The 18,185-nt window shown below is 62.2% G+C and carries 17 protein-coding genes; 4 read left to right on the plus strand and 13 right to left on the minus strand.

What is annotated here, in order from left to right:
- Nucleotides 1-750: 750 nt before the first annotated feature.
- The 5 genes from AWB67_RS43170 to AWB67_RS19480 all read right to left on the minus strand — a co-directional run bounded on the left by AWB67_RS43170 (nt 751) and on the right by AWB67_RS19480 (nt 6,197).
- Complete coding sequence (locus AWB67_RS43170; RefSeq protein WP_327366159.1) at nt 751-1,980, minus strand: putative bifunctional diguanylate cyclase/phosphodiesterase; 1,230 nt, start codon at nt 1,978-1,980, stop codon at nt 751-753.
- 15 nt (nt 1,981-1,995) lie between these two features.
- Complete coding sequence (locus tag AWB67_RS43175; protein WP_327366161.1) at nt 1,996-2,850, minus strand: MHYT domain-containing protein; 855 nt, start codon at nt 2,848-2,850, stop codon at nt 1,996-1,998.
- 347 nt (nt 2,851-3,197) lie between these two features.
- Entirely contained in the window at nt 3,198-3,788 is a 591-nt protein-coding gene (locus AWB67_RS19470) for an SRPBCC family protein (RefSeq protein WP_087657870.1), read from the minus strand.
- Nucleotides 3,785-5,380: an MFS transporter gene (locus tag AWB67_RS19475; protein ID WP_087657871.1), complete on the minus strand. Its 1,596-nt coding sequence runs from the start codon at nt 5,378-5,380 to the stop codon at nt 3,785-3,787. The genes AWB67_RS19470 and AWB67_RS19475 overlap by 4 nt, the downstream gene beginning before the upstream one ends.
- Nucleotides 5,381-5,582: 202 nt before the next feature.
- Nucleotides 5,583-6,197, minus strand: a complete 615-nt coding sequence (locus tag AWB67_RS19480; RefSeq protein ID WP_235025220.1) for a class I SAM-dependent methyltransferase — start codon at nt 6,195-6,197, stop codon at nt 5,583-5,585.
- A gap of 1,245 nt (nt 6,198-7,442) precedes the next feature.
- Between AWB67_RS19480 and AWB67_RS19490 the strand changes: the two genes are divergently transcribed.
- On the plus strand, nt 7,443-8,087 hold the full coding sequence (locus AWB67_RS19490) for a YukJ family protein (protein ID WP_087657872.1): 645 nt from the start codon (nt 7,443-7,445) through the stop codon (nt 8,085-8,087).
- 24 nt (nt 8,088-8,111) lie between these two features.
- Here the strand turns inward: AWB67_RS19490 and AWB67_RS19495 are convergent, their stop codons facing one another.
- From AWB67_RS19495 to nthA, 3 genes are read right to left on the minus strand one after another with little or no spacing between them, the layout of a single operon-like run.
- Nucleotides 8,112-8,468: a nitrile hydratase accessory protein gene (locus AWB67_RS19495; protein ID WP_087657873.1), complete on the minus strand. Its 357-nt coding sequence runs from the start codon at nt 8,466-8,468 to the stop codon at nt 8,112-8,114.
- A complete protein-coding gene (gene nthB / locus AWB67_RS19500) occupies nt 8,465-9,124 on the minus strand; it encodes a nitrile hydratase subunit beta (protein WP_087657874.1) in 660 nt (219 codons plus the stop codon). The genes AWB67_RS19495 and nthB overlap by 4 nt, the downstream gene beginning before the upstream one ends.
- Nucleotides 9,121-9,771 carry a nitrile hydratase subunit alpha gene (gene nthA / locus AWB67_RS19505; protein ID WP_087657875.1) on the minus strand — a complete coding sequence of 217 codons (651 nt, stop codon included), beginning with the start codon at nt 9,769-9,771 and terminating at the stop codon, nt 9,121-9,123. The genes nthB and nthA overlap by 4 nt, the downstream gene beginning before the upstream one ends.
- 212 nt (nt 9,772-9,983) lie before the next feature.
- Here nthA and AWB67_RS19510 point away from each other — a divergent pair, with 212 nt between their 5' ends.
- Nucleotides 9,984-11,531, plus strand: coding sequence for an alpha/beta fold hydrolase (locus tag AWB67_RS19510; protein ID WP_159964876.1), 1,548 nt, complete (start codon nt 9,984-9,986; stop codon nt 11,529-11,531).
- 18 nt (nt 11,532-11,549) lie between these two features.
- Here AWB67_RS19510 and AWB67_RS19515 read toward each other — a convergent pair whose 3' ends face one another.
- Entirely contained in the window at nt 11,550-12,491 is a 942-nt protein-coding gene (locus AWB67_RS19515; RefSeq protein ID WP_087657940.1) for a GlxA family transcriptional regulator, read from the minus strand.
- 119 nt (nt 12,492-12,610) lie between these two features.
- Between AWB67_RS19515 and AWB67_RS19520 the strand changes: the two genes are divergently transcribed.
- Entirely contained in the window at nt 12,611-13,411 is an 801-nt protein-coding gene (locus AWB67_RS19520) for an SDR family NAD(P)-dependent oxidoreductase (RefSeq protein WP_087657877.1), read from the plus strand.
- Nucleotides 13,412-13,501: 90 nt separating this feature from the next.
- On the opposite strand, the gene AWB67_RS19525 is transcribed toward AWB67_RS19520, so the two are convergent.
- Nucleotides 13,502-13,915: a DoxX family protein gene (locus tag AWB67_RS19525; protein WP_087657878.1), complete on the minus strand. Its 414-nt coding sequence runs from the start codon at nt 13,913-13,915 to the stop codon at nt 13,502-13,504.
- 144 nt (nt 13,916-14,059) lie between these two features.
- Here AWB67_RS19525 and AWB67_RS19530 point away from each other — a divergent pair, with 144 nt between their 5' ends.
- Nucleotides 14,060-14,962, plus strand: coding sequence for a LysR family transcriptional regulator (locus AWB67_RS19530; RefSeq protein ID WP_087657879.1), 903 nt, complete (start codon nt 14,060-14,062; stop codon nt 14,960-14,962).
- A gap of 19 nt (nt 14,963-14,981) precedes the next feature.
- Here AWB67_RS19530 and msrA read toward each other — a convergent pair whose 3' ends face one another.
- From msrA to msrB, 3 genes are read right to left on the minus strand one after another with little or no spacing between them, the layout of a single operon-like run.
- Nucleotides 14,982-15,671 (minus strand): peptide-methionine (S)-S-oxide reductase MsrA, encoded by a 690-nt coding sequence (msrA, locus tag AWB67_RS19535; RefSeq protein ID WP_087657880.1) that lies wholly within the window; start codon nt 15,669-15,671, stop codon nt 14,982-14,984.
- A gap of 44 nt (nt 15,672-15,715) precedes the next feature.
- Nucleotides 15,716-17,521 (minus strand): cytochrome c biogenesis protein DipZ, encoded by a 1,806-nt coding sequence (locus tag AWB67_RS19540; protein WP_087657881.1) that lies wholly within the window; start codon nt 17,519-17,521, stop codon nt 15,716-15,718.
- A gap of 21 nt (nt 17,522-17,542) precedes the next feature.
- A complete protein-coding gene (gene msrB, locus AWB67_RS19545; RefSeq protein WP_087657882.1) occupies nt 17,543-18,055 on the minus strand; it encodes a peptide-methionine (R)-S-oxide reductase MsrB in 513 nt (170 codons plus the stop codon).
- Nucleotides 18,056-18,185 lie beyond the last annotated feature (130 nt).

The following is an 18,185-nucleotide window of genomic DNA, read 5'->3' on the forward strand; positions in this document are numbered from 1 at the left end:
GCGAGCGCGTCGCCATTCTCGCATCGTGGAATCAGCAACGACGATCCCGTGAAAACCCCCGCTTCTTCAGCACAGCCTTAAGTCGTTTTCTTACGATGCGTCCGTGAAACGCGAGGAAGGAGTACGAGGGAAAAAGATCTCTGGAAGGTACTTCGTGCTACCGACGCAAATAAGGCGGCAGCAGAAGCTCACCAATAAGTGATGCAGCAAATTGAGGCCTTCGGAGTAGTCGACGAGTGACCGCACGCACAACAGTGGAAGCGTTTTTCCGCTCGCGACGCGTCGGATCACGGGACCGGATATGAACTCCTACAAGAATCTGCGTCGTCTTCGCCCAGCCGCACGCGAATCGAGATGCATCCGACTACAGGCGAACATGCTTGCCTGAGCCGTTCTGGGCACCCAGGAAAGTTACTGCAGGCGGCAGCGTCACGGGCGCCGTATGCGAGTCAACCAATAGTATTGGACAACGTGACAGTTGCGCCTCCGCGACCGGGCGCAGCCGGTCGAATCGGGCAATCGCCTTGACCGCGGACCGGCCCATAATCGAGGTGTGTAGGTGATCCAATGTGAATCGCTGCAGAAGCCGACGAGCCAACGCGCATTATCACGCGCGGACGTCCGATGTTTGAGCGAAGCAGACGCCTGGATGAACGTCTGGCTGGGACGGCGAATGACGGCAAGCTGGCCGAACCCAGCCTTCCTCCCGATCACCGACCGTCACCCGAAATCGCATCGGCGGCCCCGCCCTCATCCCGCCGACACTGCGTACGAGCCTTGCCCGACCACAACCCTATCCGCCGCCGCCCTCAAAAACGCAACGACCTCCCCCGCCGGCAACGGCCTGCTCAACAAGAAACCCTGCATCTGATCGCAGGCCAGTTCGCTGAGCGTTTGAAACTGCGACTCCGTCTCGACCCCCTCCGCCACCACCTCGATCTGCAGCGCCCTCGCAAGCGTCACAACCGCTGCCAGCAACGCATTCCCACGATGACCCGAAGCATCGAGATCGCGCATGAAAGAACCGTCGATCTTGATCTGATCGAACCTGAAGCGCTGCAAATATCCAAGGCTCGAATACCCCGTGCCGAAATCATCAACGGCAACCGTATATCCTCGCCCCTGCAGCGCCTCGATCGTGCGGCTCGTGTTCTCGATATTCTGCATCGCCGTCGTCTCGGTGATCTCGAACATCAGCCGACACGGATCGACGCCCGCCTCTTCGATTAGCGCATCGATGCGGTCCACCAGGTCCGGCACGTTGAACTGAATCGGCGAAAGATTCACCGCGACTGAAATCGCCGGCAGCCCTTGCGCGTCCCATAGCGCGATGTTGCGGCAGACCTCGCGCAACACCCAATCCCCGATCGAGATGATCAGCCCCGAGCGTTCCGCGATAGGAATGAATTCGAGCGGCGGAATGTCGCCGAGTTCAGGATGGCGCCAGCGAACCAGCGCCTCGACGCCCGTCACCGATTGCGATGCCACTCCGAACTTCGGCTGAAACGACACGCTCAGCTCGTCGTCGCTCAACGCGCGATGCAGATCGCGCTGCAGGATCAGCGACTTGAGCGCGGTGTGGTTCATCTGCGGCTCGAACTCGCGAAACGTGTTGCGCCCGCTTTGCTTCGCGGCATACATCGCGGCGTCCGCGCTATGCAGCAGTTCATCGGCATTGCCGCCGTCGCAAGGATAGAACGCGATGCCGATGCTTGCGCTCACGCGCAACGGCAATCCGTTGACGACGATCTCCTGCGCAAGCCGCTGCAACACGCCATTCGCTATCGCAACAGCAGACGACGCATCCGCCAGGTTCTCGGCCACGATCACGAATTCATCGCCGCCGAGCCGCGCAACCATGTCGGTATGGCGCAAGTCCTGACGCAGACGTTCCGCACATACTTGCAGCAAGTCGTCGCCGACGCCGTGGCCGAGCGAATCGTTGATCGCCTTGAAGCCGTCGAGGTCGATGAAGAGCACGGCGAACGTCGCGTCCTACCGCGCGCATTCGTCGACCGCCCGCGCGATGCGCGAGGATAGGTGCTGACGGTTCGGCAGCTTCGTCAAGGCATCGTGCGTGCCGAGATAGTGCAGTTGCCGGTTCGCGCGCCTGAGCGAGATGGAGAGGCTGCTCGTATGAAAACCGAGCAACGCGAGCGTGCCGACCAGGACCGTGAACGACGTCGCCGTGACGACGAGCGCAAGCCAGTTCGCATCGAGCTTCTCACCGGACAGACACACGCTGCCTGCGGTGAAATTGGCCGCACTCATGCCGAAATAGTGCATGCCGGTGATCGCGATCGCCATGACGATTGCCGCAGCGAGCCGCTTGAAAACGAGGTTCTCGGCGCCCGGCGTGCGCAGCGTGAACGCGAGCCAGAGCGCCGCTATCGAAGCGACGATCGCCACGCCCACCGAGAGCGCCACCCTCCACATGGTGTACTCGATTTCCGGCGCCATCTGCATGGCGTGCATGCCGGTATAGTGCATCGCGGCCACGCCGACGCCCATGATCGTGCCGGCGACGCACAAGCGCCTCAATGACAACGCGCCGCGGCTTGCTGTGGCGAGCGCGATGAACGACACGCAGATCGCAAGCAACAGCGACGCCGCGGTGATGGTGAAGTCGTAGCCGACCGCGATCGGCAATGAGAACGCGAGCATGCCGATGAAGTGCATCGACCAGATCCCGACGCCCATCGACACCGCGCCGCCGGCGAGCCACAGCGGCCGCCGTTTCGCGCTCGCGAGCGCATTCAGGCCGCCGGACAGTTCCACCGCCGTATAGGACGCAAGGAATGCGACCACCAGCGACAGGCAAACCAGCAGCGGGTTATAGACACCAGTCATCGGCCCTCTCTCTCTACTTCTCGTAACAGTCTTTGCGACTGTTTCTTCTGCGCCTCGACTCAGCTTCGGAAGCCGCTCCGCATCGATGCACGGCGCGTGCTTCCTGGTGTTCTATCGGCGGGAAAGCGGAAAACTTTACATTTGCATTCGATCAGGCCAACACCGCGAGCGCGTGAAGCGTCGCCCTCGATACGCCAGTTGCGATTTCCCCGCACCTCAGCGAGAGGTCGCCGGCGTGCTCGCCGTCCTGCCGGGCGCGATCGTCAGGCTTCCGGGGATGTCCGCGGCTCCGTCACACCGCGGACACTTGGCGGTGAACCTGGATCGGCACAATCGGCTCGTTCACTTCATTGAATGCGACTGCGTTGATCCTCGGCGACCGGCCCGCTCCTGCCCGACGGCGCGTTCTCGAGCAAGCTCCTCAACCGCTCAACGGCTTCGTCGGACTCCGACTGGATCTTCCGCCGCAGCACGATCGCGTTGACGAACGCGAACCACAGCGACGGCGCGCCATACGTGAACTCGCGCACGAAGCGCGTGCCGCGCGCCTCTGGCATGAGCGTATAAGTGACCGTGCCAGCCGCGCGACCGTCGATCGTCCCGGCTATCGACCACTTCACGGGATACTCGCGCGTGATGACGGTCCACACGACCTGTCCGCGTCTGCCTGCCACGCGAAAATCCTCGATCACCTGTTCGCCGACATCGAGCGAATGATCAGTCTGCCCGCTTACTGCAAGCGACGACGGGTGCCACGCGGGCCAGTGAACCGGCGTCGTGACGAAGTCGAATACGGTCGAAGGCGCACGCTGGATCGAGGCTGAGGTGACGATATGCGTATCGAGCACCGGGCTGCGCGGCAGCGGAATGAAGAGCGCAGCGACGATGACGAGCAGCGACGCAATGACGCCAAGGACAGGTCGTGCGCGGATACTCACGTGACGCGCCCTTCGGCTTCGCCATGCACGACCTGCACGGCGGGCACGAACCACGCGAGGCACAAGCCGACGAACGCGGCCATCGCGGCGACCACAAGGCCGATATGAATCGACACGACAAGCGCGTCGCGAGCCGAGTGCATCATCGCGTCGCCTTCATGACCGGCGCTGACCAGCCTCTCGATCAACGCGGACTGCTCGGCGCGGTCGATCAACAAGTCCGGGCTCGCAAACGACTTGAGCCACTGCGTCGCCTGATACGAATCGAGCGAGCGATGCACGCTCCCCGCGTAGAGATGCCCCAGGAGCGCACCCGTGATCGCGGTGCCGAGTATGCCGCCGAAGATGCGCAGCGATTGCAGCAACGCCGTCACCGCGCCAATATGATCGCGCGCGACGATCTGTTGCGAGCAGATCGTCAGGTTCGTCGCGACGAGACCGAGACCAAGTCCGCTCGCGCCCATGCAGGCCATCCAGACCGGATGCGGTTCGTGGCCGGTGAGCGAAACGAGCGAAAGACAGCCGATGACACACAGCGCAAAGCCGATGTACAGCAGCCTGTTCGCACGACGAATACGCGTGACGATGCGGTTGTTGAGCACGCTGCCAACCGACGTGCCGAGCAGCAACGGCGTGATCAGCATGCCCGATTCGTGCGGTGACATGCCGAAGCCGCCCTGGAACAGCAAGGGCACGTAAAAGACCATCGAGAAGAGCGCGAAGCCGCCGAGGACCGATATCGCAAACAGCGCGGCGAGCTTGCGGTCGAGCAGCACGTCGACGGGTACGACCGGATAGCCCATGCGCTTTTCCCAGAAGTACAGCGTCATGCCGCAGACCAATGTGATCGTGAACAACAGGATCGTCGTGCGGCTGATGCCCTCTCTCGGCAACAGCTCGATCAGCAGTTGCAAGGCGCCGAACACCACCGCGACGACGCATGCGCCGAGCCAGTCGAGTTGTATCGCGCCGCTTCGTGCAATTCGAGGACGCAACTTCGGCACGAACATCTGAACGAACAGCAGCGAGACGATGCCCACGGGTACGTTGACGAAGAACACGAGCCGCCAGCCTTGCATCTGCGTGAGCATGCCGCCGAGCGTCGGGCCGATCACGTTCGCGATGCCGAACGACGACGTGACGAACATCAGCCAGCGCAACCGCAGCTTCGGATCGGGGAAGAGGTCGGCCACGGTCGCGAACACGGTGCCGATGAGTATGCCGCCGCCTATCCCCTGCAATCCGCGCGCGATCACGAGCGACAGCATGTTGACGGCAAGTCCGCAAAGGATGGAGGCCAGCGTGAACAGCGCAATTGCCGCGACGAGAAAGGGCTTGCGGCCGAACAGATCGCCGAGGCGCCCGAAGATCGGAATCGTGATGACGGACGCGAGCATGTACGACGTCGCGACCCACGTATATAAATCGAAACCCTTCAGATCAGCAACGATGCGAGGCAACGCCGTGCCGACGATCGTCTGGTCCAATGCAACGAGCATCGTGACGAACGCAATGCCGAGCATGGCGAGCAGTGATTCGCGAAACGGCAGCAGTTGCCGCTCCGGATCGTGAGTAGCGACGACGGATCTCATTGCATGCTCCATCGCGCTCGCGAAAATACATGACTCTCGGAGAGTGATACCTGCGCCTGAAAATGGCAAGCGCTGCGCGATGGTGTTTTTTGCAATTACATGAAGCGCCTAATTCAGGAGCGCCCCGCCGCAAACCCGGCTTGCGGCCGGCAGATCATGAAGTATTGCGAGGACAGCCACCACGGCGTATGCGGCATCGGACTCAATGCACGGCATCGATCACGAAGCGCTGGCTGACGATTTTCCGCAGCTCGCGAAAATCGAAACCCTTGTGCGTCGTGCGCGGATTCTGCGGGCGGCTAACTGGGATGCCGACCATCGCTTTGAGCAATTCCGCCGGCGAATATTCCGACTTGAATGAGTGGCTGCGAATCATCCAGTTCGAGACCTTCGGCGCGATCGCGAGGCCATACATGATCGGCACCGAGAGAATGAATGCGCCGCTCGGTTTCAGGATGCGCGCGGCATCGTCGAGCAATGCATCGAGTTCGCTCGAATAGAGATGTTCGCAGACCTCGAACGCGGTCAGCACGTCGACGCTCTGCGCTTCGACCGTGTCGAGGGATTCGGCATACTCCACTTCGGGAAACGTCGGCGCCATGTACGGATCGTGGCCGACGAGCGTCACGTCCGGGCGCGCTTCGCCGAGTTCGTGCAGAAAGAGGCCCGGCCCGGCGCCGAAATCGACGACCGTGCCGCTCTTCGCGCAGGATTGGGTGACGAGGCCGATCGCCATCGTCATGCGAGTTCGATGCGCGAAGCGCGCGAGCGGATTTCCCGATTTGACTGTTTGTTCTTCGTACGAAATCTCGCGCATCGGGAAGCCTCCACGGGGTGATCAGTCTGATGAACTGGCCCGACTCATGCTCTGCGCGATGAATATTGTTATTCATCGATTCCCGCGATATTGCTGCTGTCGAGGACACCACGCAACCATCAGCGATAGGCTTTTTGCGCCGAACTACCGCCGGCTTCCGCCAGCTTGCTCGTTTTACCGGTTGACGCGACCGCAGCGGAAGTACGCGATCCGCTGCGGTCGTGTGGTCACTCGTGATGGTCGTGATATGCAAAGACCTTTTTCCGTCGAAGCTCACTTGCACAGCCTGGCGACACCCCTTGTCGCACGGGTATTTGTCTTTGGCGGGCGTAGACGAAGGCACGGTCTCCACGGCGATAAGGGCTTTGACAATAGTCCCGCCGCCGCCGATGACCATCTTCAAGTCGAGCTCCACGCCGCTCGGGTACTTGATGGTCATGGTGCCGGTGCAATTGGAGTTCACCGTGTAGTCGCCGCTTTGCATTGGGTTGAAATCGCTTCCCTTGGGGACGCCGTTGATATTCCCGAAATCGGTTCTTTGAAAATGCCCTACGCCGTCGAATGACAGGATCGCGACGTCGTTGAGGATCGACGGATTTTCAAACGGATGGACGGTTCCTGAGCCATCCACTATCCCCAAGATTTCTCCTGCAGCGCTAAACGCGTATGCGCCTCTCAATGTCTCGCTCGAGCATCTTTCCGTGGCTTGTGCTTCGCCGCCAAGCAATAGAAGCGCGCTAGCGAATGCTGACAAAACGGTGACGCGATTGCGTTTCATGTTCGTCTCCTTTAATGGGAATTAGCGCTGTCGTCATGAATCGCGCGCTTGACTTCATCAAGCGCCTGGAGATGCGAAGGGACCCACTACTAGCGGGAACATAAGAGCCGGCTCCGTCAAGCCGGAAATGAACGACACGGTCGTGACCACGCAGCGGCATCATCGCCACGGCACGGATCGAAGTTGTAGGAGTGGTTATTCCGCCGAGCGGCGATTGCTCTCGGCCGGCAGACACTTGCAAAGTGCTGCGCATCGGTGACTTGTGAGTCGGCGTGGCGCATTGCTTTGCGTCACGCCAATCAGTCTGAGTGACGAACATCCACTATCAAAATGAAAGCTACGTGATTCGCTTGAAAGACGGGTAGGACAGTGAGGCAAACGTAAGCTCCCACGGTTGCAGCCGGCATCAAACCGGAGTACGGTTCGATGCCGAAAGCAATCGTGCTTCAAAGACCTGGGAGATTTCCATGGCCATTCAATACGGGGTTCTGAAAGGCACCGTCCGTGGACACCTGCGCGACGCCGACGACGACCACTACCAAATTCTCGTTCAAGGCGATGACACCGCTTTCCGTGTCGCGGTCAACGTCAAGTCATCAGCTCCGAAGGCCCCTTCGATCGTGCTCTTCGAGACGACTACCTCTCTTCCCCAAACCTTCACGAAGGGCTTAAGCGCGCTTGGTGCCGGCTTTTCGACGCTCGTGTCCGCGCCCGGCGGACTGGCTATCGACTTCGTGCGCAGCGGACTCGTGGATACGGCCGCGATGAAGCCGCTTCCACCTGACAAACCTGGCGCGAACAATGACCTCAAGGACACGCTGGAGACTGCCGTGCTGGATGCAATGCGGCTCGAAGGGTCGTCGATTTATGCGTTCGGTTCACGGTGGGGGCCCGAAGATGGCAATCCCGACCAATACTTCTCGTTCGTGCCCGGCAACGGCGTTCACGACATCCATATGAACCAGGGCAACAGTGGGAAGTACAAGGCGGATAACGGCGTCTTTCAGGACGGCGCTTTGATCATCGAGTATCCCGGGAACGGGTGGCGTGCGTTCTTCATCGCATTTCAGTCGCAGACCTTTGATACAGACGATCGGGGCAACCCTAAATAGCATCGTCGACTTGACGCGAAGGGCTCATCGCTCGAGTTCGATCGGCTGCCCGTGCGGCGTTCTGCGCGCCGCTCTGTCCCACGCATCGCGGAGGTGCACAAGCGAGTCGTCGGTCACGAGTCCCTTGATCGTGCTGATGCGCTCCAGCGCGGTGAGCCAATGACGATAGTAAGTATCGCCGCGGTCCGAATCGCCAGCGGCCTGCGCGTCGCGGATTGCCTGATTCAGGCACGTCGCCCATTCCGTCCACGTGAACAAGCCGCGCTCGTACAGCGCCAGCGTCATGGCGAACGCCTGCGCTTCCCACGGTGCTTTGAAAACTGGCCCCGCATCGTCACATGGCAGTGCCGGCAATGCGGCACGCAATTCGGGCAGGTTCATTGCGCCTCGATCAGATACGGTTCCCAACAGTCAACGCAAACTGAAGCCGCCGTCGTATCGGCGCCCCAGAGCTCAGCGCCGTCGAAGCGCACCGTGTAGAGCCATTGCGGTTGTTCACCGAGGCCGAGCGCGTTCGTATCGGGAAAGACATGCGCGCCATGCACGGCGACGATGCGTCCTCGTTTGCCCCGGCAATAGCGCGGCAAACGCGTGTGTGTGGATGGATTGATTTGCCGCGTCTGCACCGAATCGCCGATGCTGAACCGCGCTTCCACGCTCACCGCTCGATTGACGGGACCGCCTCGCAGCAACGCCGCCGTTACGTCTTTGGCCAACAACACTCGGGGAACCTGCGCAGCGTCACATTTCGATTCGCCGGCCTCGATTTCATCGGCACTCGCCAGCCCCGTGCTCAGCACGAGCTTCCTCAAGCCTTCGAACCAGATCTCGTAGTACGTACTGGAAAGGTATTGCGCAGGCGGTAAACTCTCGCGCGCCGCGCGTGCCATGTCGATGTTCCACTTCCCTGTCGCCCCCATCGCCAGCGTGACCGCGAGCACTCTGCGCTCCCAGTCCGCGTGAAAGAGCGAGACGTCGTCATCGTGAGCAACCGGACCGAACGCCTGCATTCCGCCGAGATCCTGCGCACCGTTCATGGTGTCTCCTGCTTGGGCTTCGGCGTGTTCGGCAATCCAGTGCCAATCATCGAATCGCGTGTCACAAGTTCGGCCAGCGCCTCTTCGGAAAACGCTTCGGTTCCGGGCGGCTGCATCGGCAACACGAGGTAGCGAACTTCAGCCGTGGAGTCCCACACACGAAACTCGACCTCCGCAGGCAATTCGTAGCCGAACTCCTTCAGTACGCCGCGAGGATCGATGACGGTACGCGACCGGTAAGGTGCCGATTTGTACCAGACAGGCGGAAGCCCGAGCACAGGCCACGGATAACACGAGCACAACGTGCAGACCACCATGTTGTGCACGGTGGGGGTGTTTTCCAGCGCGACCATGTGCTCGCCCTGCCGGCCAGTGTAGCCAAGCGATGCGATCGCTGCGGTGGCGTCGTCGAGCAGCCATTGCCTGTACGCCGGATCACGCCACGCTTTCGCGACGACGCGCGCGCCATTGTGCGGCCCGACCTTGTGCTCGTAGGTCTCGATGAGGATGTCGAGCGCGTGCGGATCGACGTACCCCTTCTCTACTAGCAGGGACTCGAGGGCACGCACACGCAGATCCATCTCCGACAACTCGCTGCCGTGGTGGTGGTGGTCGTGAGCGTCACTAGCAGAATCGTTTCCGTTCATCGCAGTTGGCCAAAAACTATCAACAGACAAAACGAGTATGGTTCGCGCAAGGTGTAAATGCAAACTCGGACAAGTATGCGCCCCTTTCATCAGGAGAGAACCAGGCCTGCGGAATGTCTTGTACTATCGCCGCATAGTGCCTATCGTCCAGTGCAGGAATGTCACCTCGCTGCCATGCAGCAGCTTCGACATGAATGACGGGAGAGCCGAGCATGACGAGACCTGCAAAGCATTGCGTGGTTGTCGCGGCGGTTTGCCTCGCGCTCGTGTGCCTGATGACCGCATGCTCAGGCGGCGGCTCGAACGGCCCACCCGCTCTTGCGGCCTCCTTCCAGACCATCACCTGTCCCCAGCCGAACATCGCGGGCTTCCCAGATCTCGACTTTCCGCCGACTGTTCAGTGTGGCTACCTCACCGTTCCCGAAAATCGCACCAAGCCTGACGGGCGCCGTATCCGCATCTTCGTAATGCGCGCCCCCGCAGTCTCGGCGACGCCCAGGCGTGACCCCGTCGTCTATCTCTCGGGCGGCCCCGGCGGCGCCGGCTCGTTCGAGGTCGCATTCATGGTCCAGCACGGACTCAACGCCGAGCGCGACATTATCTTCGTCGACCAGCGCGGCACGCATCGCGCCGATCCCCTGCTGCCGTGCCCCGGCTGGGAGCAGTTCCTGTTCGACGCAGTGAGCGTTCCCTTCGCGTCCGATTCCAGCACTGCCGCCGACGTCGCGGCGATCAAGGCGTGCCACGATCAACTGGCCGCGACCGGCGTCGATCTCGCTGCGTACAACAGCACGGAGAACGCCGCCGACATCGCCGACCTGCGCGTGGCACTCGGCATCGATAGCTGGAACGTCTACGGTGTCTCCTACGGATCGCGACTCGCGCTGACTATCCTGCGCGATCATCCGCAGGGCATCCGAAGTGTGGTTCTCGATTCGGTCTCGCCGCCCACGGTCAACATCGTCGAGTTGTGGTGGACGGCTCCGGCCAGTTCGTTCAAGGCGATTTTCGCCGCGTGCGCCGCTCAGCCGACCTGCGCCAAGGCTTACCCGAACCTGGCATCGGACTTTACCGCGACGGTCAACCGCCTCGACCAGACGCCGGCGATCACGCAAGTCAAGGACGATTCCGGCGCACTGGTGACGGTCAACGTCGACGGGTTCTCTTTCGCCTATACGATGATCATGGCGAGCGAACGAAGCGACGCTTCCAGCGTCCCCAAAATGATCGACGACATGGCGCGCGGCGATCCCGGCTCAGTGGCAGCCGACTATCTCGCCTTGCGTGGCCCGCATGAGTTCGTCGGGCTCGGGGGCACCGGTCTGGCCCTCGACGTGTTCTGCGCGGAGAGCGCCAATCTCACCACCGAGGCAGCGACGTTGGCGAAAGCGAAAGCGGCGCTTCCCGGCTTCCCGGATCGCGTGCTGAAGATTCAGCCCAAACAGGGACGGCTTTTCTACGAGTGCCCGGTGTGGAACGTCGGCCGCGCGGACCCGTCGGTGAGCGCCCGGATCGTGAGCGACGTGCCGGTGCTGGTCCTCGAAGGTTCCTTCGATGCCGCGACCGCGCCCGAGTGGGTCGACGTGATCACGCCGGACCTCAAGAACGCTCAAGTCGTGCCGTTTCCGTTCACGGGCCACTCGGTGCTCGGCAAGTCCAAGTGCGCGCCCGCGATCATGTCGGCCTTCCTCGATAACCCGACCCAGCCGGTCGACTCGACCTGCGCCGCGCAAACGACGCTGACGTTTGCTACGCGATGACGTAAAAGCGTCGCTCAGTCACGAACGCGCCTCACGCCGCACCTCCTGCGGCGGCAGGCCGAACCCGCGCATGAACGCTTCGCGCATGTGCCGGCGATCGCGAAACCCGGTCTCTTGCGCGATCACTTCCAGCGAGTGCCGGCTTTTCTCGATCAGCAGACGCGCGGCCTCGAGCCGCAGCCCTTCGATCGCCTTCGCGGGCGATTGTCCCGTCTCCTGCGTGAATACGCGGCTGAACTGCCGCGGGCTCAGATGCGCCGCGCTCGCGAGGTCCTCGACGGTGAGCGGCGCGCTCAGGTTCTTGCGCGCGTGGTTCAACGCATCCTGGACGCGGTCCGACTTCGGCGCGAGATCGAGCATTTCCGAATGCTGCGACTGCCCGCCCGCGCGCCGCTGATGCATCACGAGTTTGCGCGCAACCGAGCGCGCAATATCCGCGCCGAGATCTTTCTCGACCATCGCGAGCGCAAGATCGAGCCCCGCCGTCATGCCCGCCGACGTCCAGATCGGCCCATCGACGATGTAGATGCGATCTTCCTCGACGCGCACATCCCGAAACCGGCTCGTCATGTCGCGCGCGTAGGCCCAATGCGTCGTCGCGCGCCGGTTCGCGAGGAGCCCCGCCTCGGCGAGCACGAAACCGCCCGTGCAGATGCCGGCGATGCGTCGCGCACGGCTGGCCGCGCGACGCAGGAACGCGAGCACCTCTGCGGACGGAGGCGAGGTGAGCGGCGCGTTGACGCCCGCCGCAATCCACGTGTCGATCGCAATGCGCGCACTGAGGCGCTTCGTGCTGACGGACATGCCGAGTGAAGAACTCACATCGCCGCCTTCCGCCGAATAGTTCTCCATCCGGTAAAACGGCTCGCCAACTGACAGGTTCGCGTATTCGAAGACCGACTGCGACGCGAGCGCCATCACCTGGAATCCATCGCTCAATAAGTATCCGATTCGATGCATGCTCTTCACCCGCTGCGCCAATGTCTTGAATCACGACCTTATATGTCATTTGCGCCGTCGTCAATCCGGCCGACAATGACTCCACGTAATCACCGATCAACCATCGAATGGAGCACATCATGACGAAGGAACAACAGGGCACGGCGCTCGTTACGGGCGCATCATCGGGTATCGGCGCCGTCTATGCCGAGCGGCTCGCGGCGCGCGGCTACGACCTGATTCTCGTCGCGCGCAACCGCGACCGGCTTCTGAGTCTCGCGGATCGCATCACGAACGCGACGCGACGGTCCGTCGAGGTCATCGACGCCGATCTCAACGACCGCGCTTCGCTCGCCACGGTGGAGGCGAAACTGAGGGAAGACGCGAGCATCACGCTGCTCGTGAACAACGCGGGCGTTGGTACGCATACTCCGCTGCTCGACAGCGATGTCGACACCATGACGCGCATGATCGATCTGAACGTCACCGCGCTCACGCGCCTCGCGTACGCAGCGGTGCCGGGCTTCGTCGCGCGTGGCAAGGGCGCGATCATCAACATCGCGTCGATCGTCAGCATCGCACCGGAGATCCTGAACGGCGTCTATGGCGGCACCAAGGCCTTCGTGCTCGCGTTCAGCCAGTCGCTGCATCACGAGCTGGCCAGCAAGGGCGTGAAGGTGCAGGCGGTGCTGCCCGGCGCCACGGCCACCGATTTCTGGCAGACCGGCGGCTTGCCGCTCGATCATCTCGATCCAGCCATCGTCATGTCCGCGAGCGACATGGTCGATGCGGCACTCGAAGGCTTCGATCGCGGCGAGTTCGTCACGATTCCGTCGCTGCACGACGGCGCGAAGTGGCACGCGTTCGAAGCGGCGCGTCAGGCAATGCTGCCGGAACTTTCGACGAGCACGCCCGCGCGCCGTTATGTCGCGGACCAGTGAAGGAGCGTGCAAATAGCGGCTCGATCGCTCTCTTGGGCCTGATGTGCGCCCCAACCCTTGAGAGCGATGCGCGCTTTCCGCGCTACGCCGTTATTTCCTGTCGAACGAGTATTTCCCGGGACCCGTCACGCTCAGAAGCAGCAGGCCGCCCATGATGCTGATGTTCTTGTAGAAGTTGATCATGTTCGCGTACTGCTCCATACCTGTCATGGTCCAGAAGTGGTGGCCGATCAGGGCGGTACCGAGCGTATAAAGCGCGAGGAGCAGCGCAAGCGGCCGTGTGTAAAAGCCCACGACGATCGCGATGCCCACAGCGAATTCCATGACGACCGCGATGATTGCGGAGAGTGTCGGGGCAGGCGCGCCCGTCGACGTCATGTAGGCCACGGTGCCGGAAAAGCCGGTCAGCTTTTGCCAGCCAAAATAGACGAACAGCGCCATCAGCAGTACGCGCGCCAGGAGAATGAGTGCGTCTTTGCGTTGATCGAGGGAGAGGTATCGCATGATCGTTTTTCACCGGGTGTGGAGGAGTCGATCGGTCGAAGGCCTGTGTCTCCTTCAGCCGATGCATTGATCCAAGTGTAGGTCAACCTGCGCGACTATAATCATCGTCAAACCGGAATCAGTGTCACGCTCAGGTGGACAATCATGCAACTGGACGATATGCGGATATTTGTCGCGACCGTGGAAACGGGCAACTTCACCGCAGCGGCCAACAAGCTGCGGCTGTCGAAGCAGTTCGTGAGCCGGCGCGTGATGGCGCTCGAGGCTGCGCTCGGCGTGCGGTTGCTCGTGCGCAATACGAGAAAGCTGACGGTCACCGATCTCGGCTATGAGCTATGCGAGCGCGCGCGGCGAATACTGGGCGAAGTGGAGGAAGCCGAGCAGGCGATGTCGTCGAGAAGGGCCGAGCCGCGCGGGATGTTGAAGATCAGCGCGCCGATGTCGTTCGGCATGGACCATCTGTCGCCGCTCATCGCCGGGTTCGTGCAGACGAACCCCGATGTGCATTTCGACGTGGAGTTGAGCGACCGCTGGGTGGACATCGTCGGCGAGGGTTTCGACATGGCGCTACGCATCGGCACACTTCCCGACTCTACGTTGATCGCACACCGGCTGGCGGTGTTCCGCATGGTGGCTTGCTGCAGTCCGGGCTACCGGCGCAGGCGCGGCGTTCCCGCGGAACCCGCCGATCTCCAACGGCATGCGTGCCTGCTGTATGGGCAAGAAGGGCGCGCGGGATGGGAGTTCATCGTGGATGGCGCGCGCAAGACGTTCGATGCGCGCGGTCCGCTGCGGGCAAACAACGGTGAAGTGATCCGCGATGCGGCGGTCGCGGGACTCGGGATTGCGCTGCAGCCTGAGTTCATCGTTCACGACGCCTTGCAGCGGGGGGCGCTGGTGTCCATCCTGGAGCCCTACGTCCCGCCGCCGCTCACGCTATATGCCGTGTACCCGCATCATCGGCAAAGCTCCGTAACGATCCGCGCGTTCGTGTCGTTCCTGAGTGAACGGTTTGCGACGATTTTCGATCCGGCTGATCTTCGATGAATCAGGGCGCCCCGCCGCGTCAGGACGCGCTCACCTTGAGAAGCACCGGATCATCACGATACAGCTCGGGGAACATGCGCTTCAGCCCGCTTACCTTGGGCAAATCGTTGATTGCGATATACGGCTGATCGGGATGAAGCGCCAGGTAATTCTGGTGATAGCTTTCCGCCGGATAGAACCCCTTGTAGTCTTCAACGCGCGTGACGATCGGCCCTGAAAACACATGCGCCTTGTCGAGCTGCGCGATATATGATTGCGCGACGCTGCGCTGCTGGGCATCGGCGGGGAAGATCGCCGATCGATACTGCGTGCCGTGATCCGGTCCCTGGTAATTCAGCTCCGTCGGGTTATGTGCGACCGAGAAGAAAATCTGCAACAACCGTCCGTAGGTGATCTGCGTCGGGTCGTACGTGATTTGCACCGATTCCGCGTGACCCGTATCGCCGCCGCTCACGGTTTCGTATCGCGCGGTGGCGGCCGTGCCACCCGCGTAGCCCGAGGCGACTTGCTTCACGCCGCGCACGTGTTCGAACACGCCCTGCACGCCCCAGAAACAGCCGCCCGCGAACAAAGCGGTTTCACTATGCGTCGCGCCGACTTTTTCGTCCTGGGCAGGCGGTGGAATCTTCGTCGCAGCTTCGCTCGAATTCGCGACGCGCTGCACAGCAAACACACTCGCCGCAATGGCGACGCAACCCGCAATCTTCATAAGGTTCTTCTGCACGATGTCCGTCCTTTAAAGGAGTAGTTGAATCAGCCGAACGTGAACGCATACGCCTGCACGCCCGCATCGAGGAACTCGATCGAAAACGTGTGATCGGCGACGTCGCCCGTCTGGCGCACGAGTTGGTAAAGGCGTTGTTCGGTCACGATGCCGCTGCCGTCGGCGGCGACATCGGTGCCGTGCGCCGCGCCCGGCGCCGCGCCATCGACGCTCACGCGAAACCGCACCGGCTTGCCGTCCTGACCCGGACCCAGCACGAGGTGAAGGTCGCGCGCATGAAACCGGTAGACGATGCGCCCCGACGGCTCCGTCAGCGTCGCGTGTTCGGCGCCGACCTTCCACGCGCCCGCCAATCCCCAATCGTTGACGACGGGCTGCGAAGGTGCCGCGTAGGTGTGCACCTTGTCCTGCGCTTCGCCGCCGGGCGACGCGAAATTCTCCGCACGCTGATAGCCGATATACGTTTCCGGTGATCGCATGTCGGTGCTGTCGGCCGCAGCCTGCACGCCTTGTGCGCTGCCGCTCGTGATCCCGAGCGCGACCTTCGATACGTCCGCATGTCCCGCTTCGGCCAGCAGTTGCTGGATCACTTTCTCCGATTCCGCATAGTCGCCCTCGCCGAAATGGTGATAGCGGATCTGCCCTTTAGCATCGACGAAATAATGCGCCGGCCAGTACTGGTTGTTCAGCGCGCGCCAGATCGCGAAGTCATTGTCGATCGCGACCGGATAATCGATGCCGAGATCATGCGTCGCCTTCTTCACGTTGCCGACATCGCGTTCGAAGGCGAATTCCGGCGCGTGCACGCCGATCACGACCAAGCCCTGATCCTTGTACTTCTGTGCCCACGCCTTGACGTACGGCAGCGAACGCAGGCAGTTGATGCACGAGTACGTCCAGAAGTCGACAAGCACGACTTTGCCGCGCAGGTCCTGAACCGTCAGCGGTGGCGAATTCAGCCACTGGACGGCACCGTTCAGCGTCGGCAGCACGCCTTCGACCGGCAGCGGCGCAGCGTTATTGGGTATGACTTGCGCGGCGCGCATCATCGCGCCCGAGTTGGCTGGCGCATTGGCATCGGCGGCAGCGGTCATCGCCAAAGGTGCCTTGCGGGGCGACAGCTTGTCCACCAGTTTCTGTTCTATGCCGCTCGTCGCGATGGTCGATACGCGTGTCAGCACACCCGTGTCGAGGCCGAGCGCGATCGCCAACACGCCGCCCAGCATCGCCACGCCGATCCCGCGACGAACCCACTCGCCCGCGCCCAGCGAGCGTTTCATCGCCGCGAACACGCGTCCGCCGATCAGGAGCGCAATCGCGAGCGAAGTCGCGGCGCCGGCTGCATAAGCCAGCAGCAACAGCGTGGTGCCGACGCTTGCGCCACGAAGCGCCGCGCCCGTCAGCACGAGACCGAGAATCGGACCGGCGCACGGCGCCCACAGCAGGCCGGTGCCGATGCCGAGCAGAAACGACGCACCGGGGCGAACCTGCTGGCCGTCTTCCTGCGCGAAGTTCGACAGCCGATTGCCGGCGCTCACGAAGGGACGCATCAGATGATCGGCGAAGCGCGGCAGCAGCAGCGTCAGACCGAAGATGGCGAGCAACGCGATAGCGAGCCAGCGGCCGTACTGATTGGCCTGCGTGACCCAGCCGCCGCCGACCGCGGCGAGCGTCGCGACGATGGCGAAGGTGAACGCCATCCCAGCGAGCAGCGGCAAGCCGCTCTTCACGAACGGCTGATCGGCGCGCGCGAAGACGAACGGCAGCACCGGCAGGATGCACGGACTGAGAATCGTGAGGGCGCCGCCGAGGTAGGCGAGAACGATGAGTAGCATGGCGGTGGAAGGTGGATTGAGTTAAGCGGCAGCAGGCGTGAAGTTCATCGCCACGCCGTTCATGCAATAGCGCAGGCCTGTGGGTTTCGGGCCGTCGTCGAATACGTGGCCGAGATGGCCGCCGCAGCGGCGGCAGTGGACTTCGGTACGCGTCACGCCGAACGAACGGTCTTCGCGCGTCGCCACGGCATGATCGAGCGGCGCCCAGAAGCTCGGCCAGCCGGTGTGGCTGTCGAACTTGGTGCGCGAGCCGAACAGATCGAGCTTGCAGCCCGCGCAGCCGAACACGCCCGCGCGATGCTCGTCGTTCAGCGGACTGGTGTACGGCCGCTCCGTGCCTTCATGACGCAGCACCTCATACGCTTGCGGCGTCAGCATCTGGCGCCATTGCGCGTCCGTGTGCGTGACTTCGAAACCGCCGGCCGGCTTGCCGGCATCCATCGTCGCGGCAGCCAGCGGGCGCAGACGGCCCAAAGCCGCGAACGCCGCCACGGCCGTGCCGCCCGCGATCAAGAAGCGCCTTCTGCTTTGCATGATGAACTCCTTCGGTGCGAATCTTCGGAAAGTGGCCACATTCTGGAACGCGGCCGATGTCGAAGTCCTCACGAAAAGTTAAATTAATCGTGATAACTCGGCGCCGAAAATTTTGCACAATGGCGTAATG

This window comes from Caballeronia terrestris, assembly GCF_001544515.1.
GTDB classification, from domain to species: Bacteria; Pseudomonadota; Gammaproteobacteria; order Burkholderiales; family Burkholderiaceae; genus Caballeronia; species Caballeronia terrestris.

Excerpts from the sequence above, each read along its gene's own strand:
- AWB67_RS19540 (WP_087657881.1), bottom strand. The coding sequence starts at position 17,521 with ATGCTACTCATCGTTCTCGCCTACCTCGGCGGCGCCCTCACGATTCTC.
- msrB (WP_087657882.1), bottom strand. The coding sequence starts at position 18,055 with ATGCAAAGCAGAAGGCGCTTCTTGATCGCGGGCGGCACGGCCGTGGCG.
- nthA (WP_087657875.1), bottom strand. The coding sequence starts at position 9,771 with ATGAACGGAAACGATTCTGCTAGTGACGCTCACGACCACCACCACCAC.
- AWB67_RS19490 (WP_087657872.1), top strand. The coding sequence starts at position 7,443 with ATGGCCATTCAATACGGGGTTCTGAAAGGCACCGTCCGTGGACACCTG.
- msrA (WP_087657880.1), bottom strand. The coding sequence starts at position 15,671 with ATGAAGATTGCGGGTTGCGTCGCCATTGCGGCGAGTGTGTTTGCTGTG.
- AWB67_RS19525 (WP_087657878.1), bottom strand. The coding sequence starts at position 13,915 with ATGCGATACCTCTCCCTCGATCAACGCAAAGACGCACTCATTCTCCTG.
- AWB67_RS19495 (WP_087657873.1), bottom strand. The coding sequence starts at position 8,468 with ATGAACCTGCCCGAATTGCGTGCCGCATTGCCGGCACTGCCATGTGAC.
- AWB67_RS19530 (WP_087657879.1), top strand. The coding sequence starts at position 14,060 with ATGCAACTGGACGATATGCGGATATTTGTCGCGACCGTGGAAACGGGC.
- nthB (WP_087657874.1), bottom strand. The coding sequence starts at position 9,124 with ATGAACGGTGCGCAGGATCTCGGCGGAATGCAGGCGTTCGGTCCGGTT.
- AWB67_RS19480 (WP_235025220.1), bottom strand. The coding sequence starts at position 6,197 with ATGCGCGAGATTTCGTACGAAGAACAAACAGTCAAATCGGGAAATCCG.
- AWB67_RS19515 (WP_087657940.1), bottom strand. The coding sequence starts at position 12,491 with ATGCATCGAATCGGATACTTATTGAGCGATGGATTCCAGGTGATGGCG.
- AWB67_RS19475 (WP_087657871.1), bottom strand. The coding sequence starts at position 5,380 with ATGAGATCCGTCGTCGCTACTCACGATCCGGAGCGGCAACTGCTGCCG.
- AWB67_RS43175 (WP_327366161.1), bottom strand. The coding sequence starts at position 2,850 with ATGACTGGTGTCTATAACCCGCTGCTGGTTTGCCTGTCGCTGGTGGTC.
- AWB67_RS19520 (WP_087657877.1), top strand. The coding sequence starts at position 12,611 with ATGACGAAGGAACAACAGGGCACGGCGCTCGTTACGGGCGCATCATCG.
- AWB67_RS19510 (WP_159964876.1), top strand. The coding sequence starts at position 9,984 with ATGACGAGACCTGCAAAGCATTGCGTGGTTGTCGCGGCGGTTTGCCTC.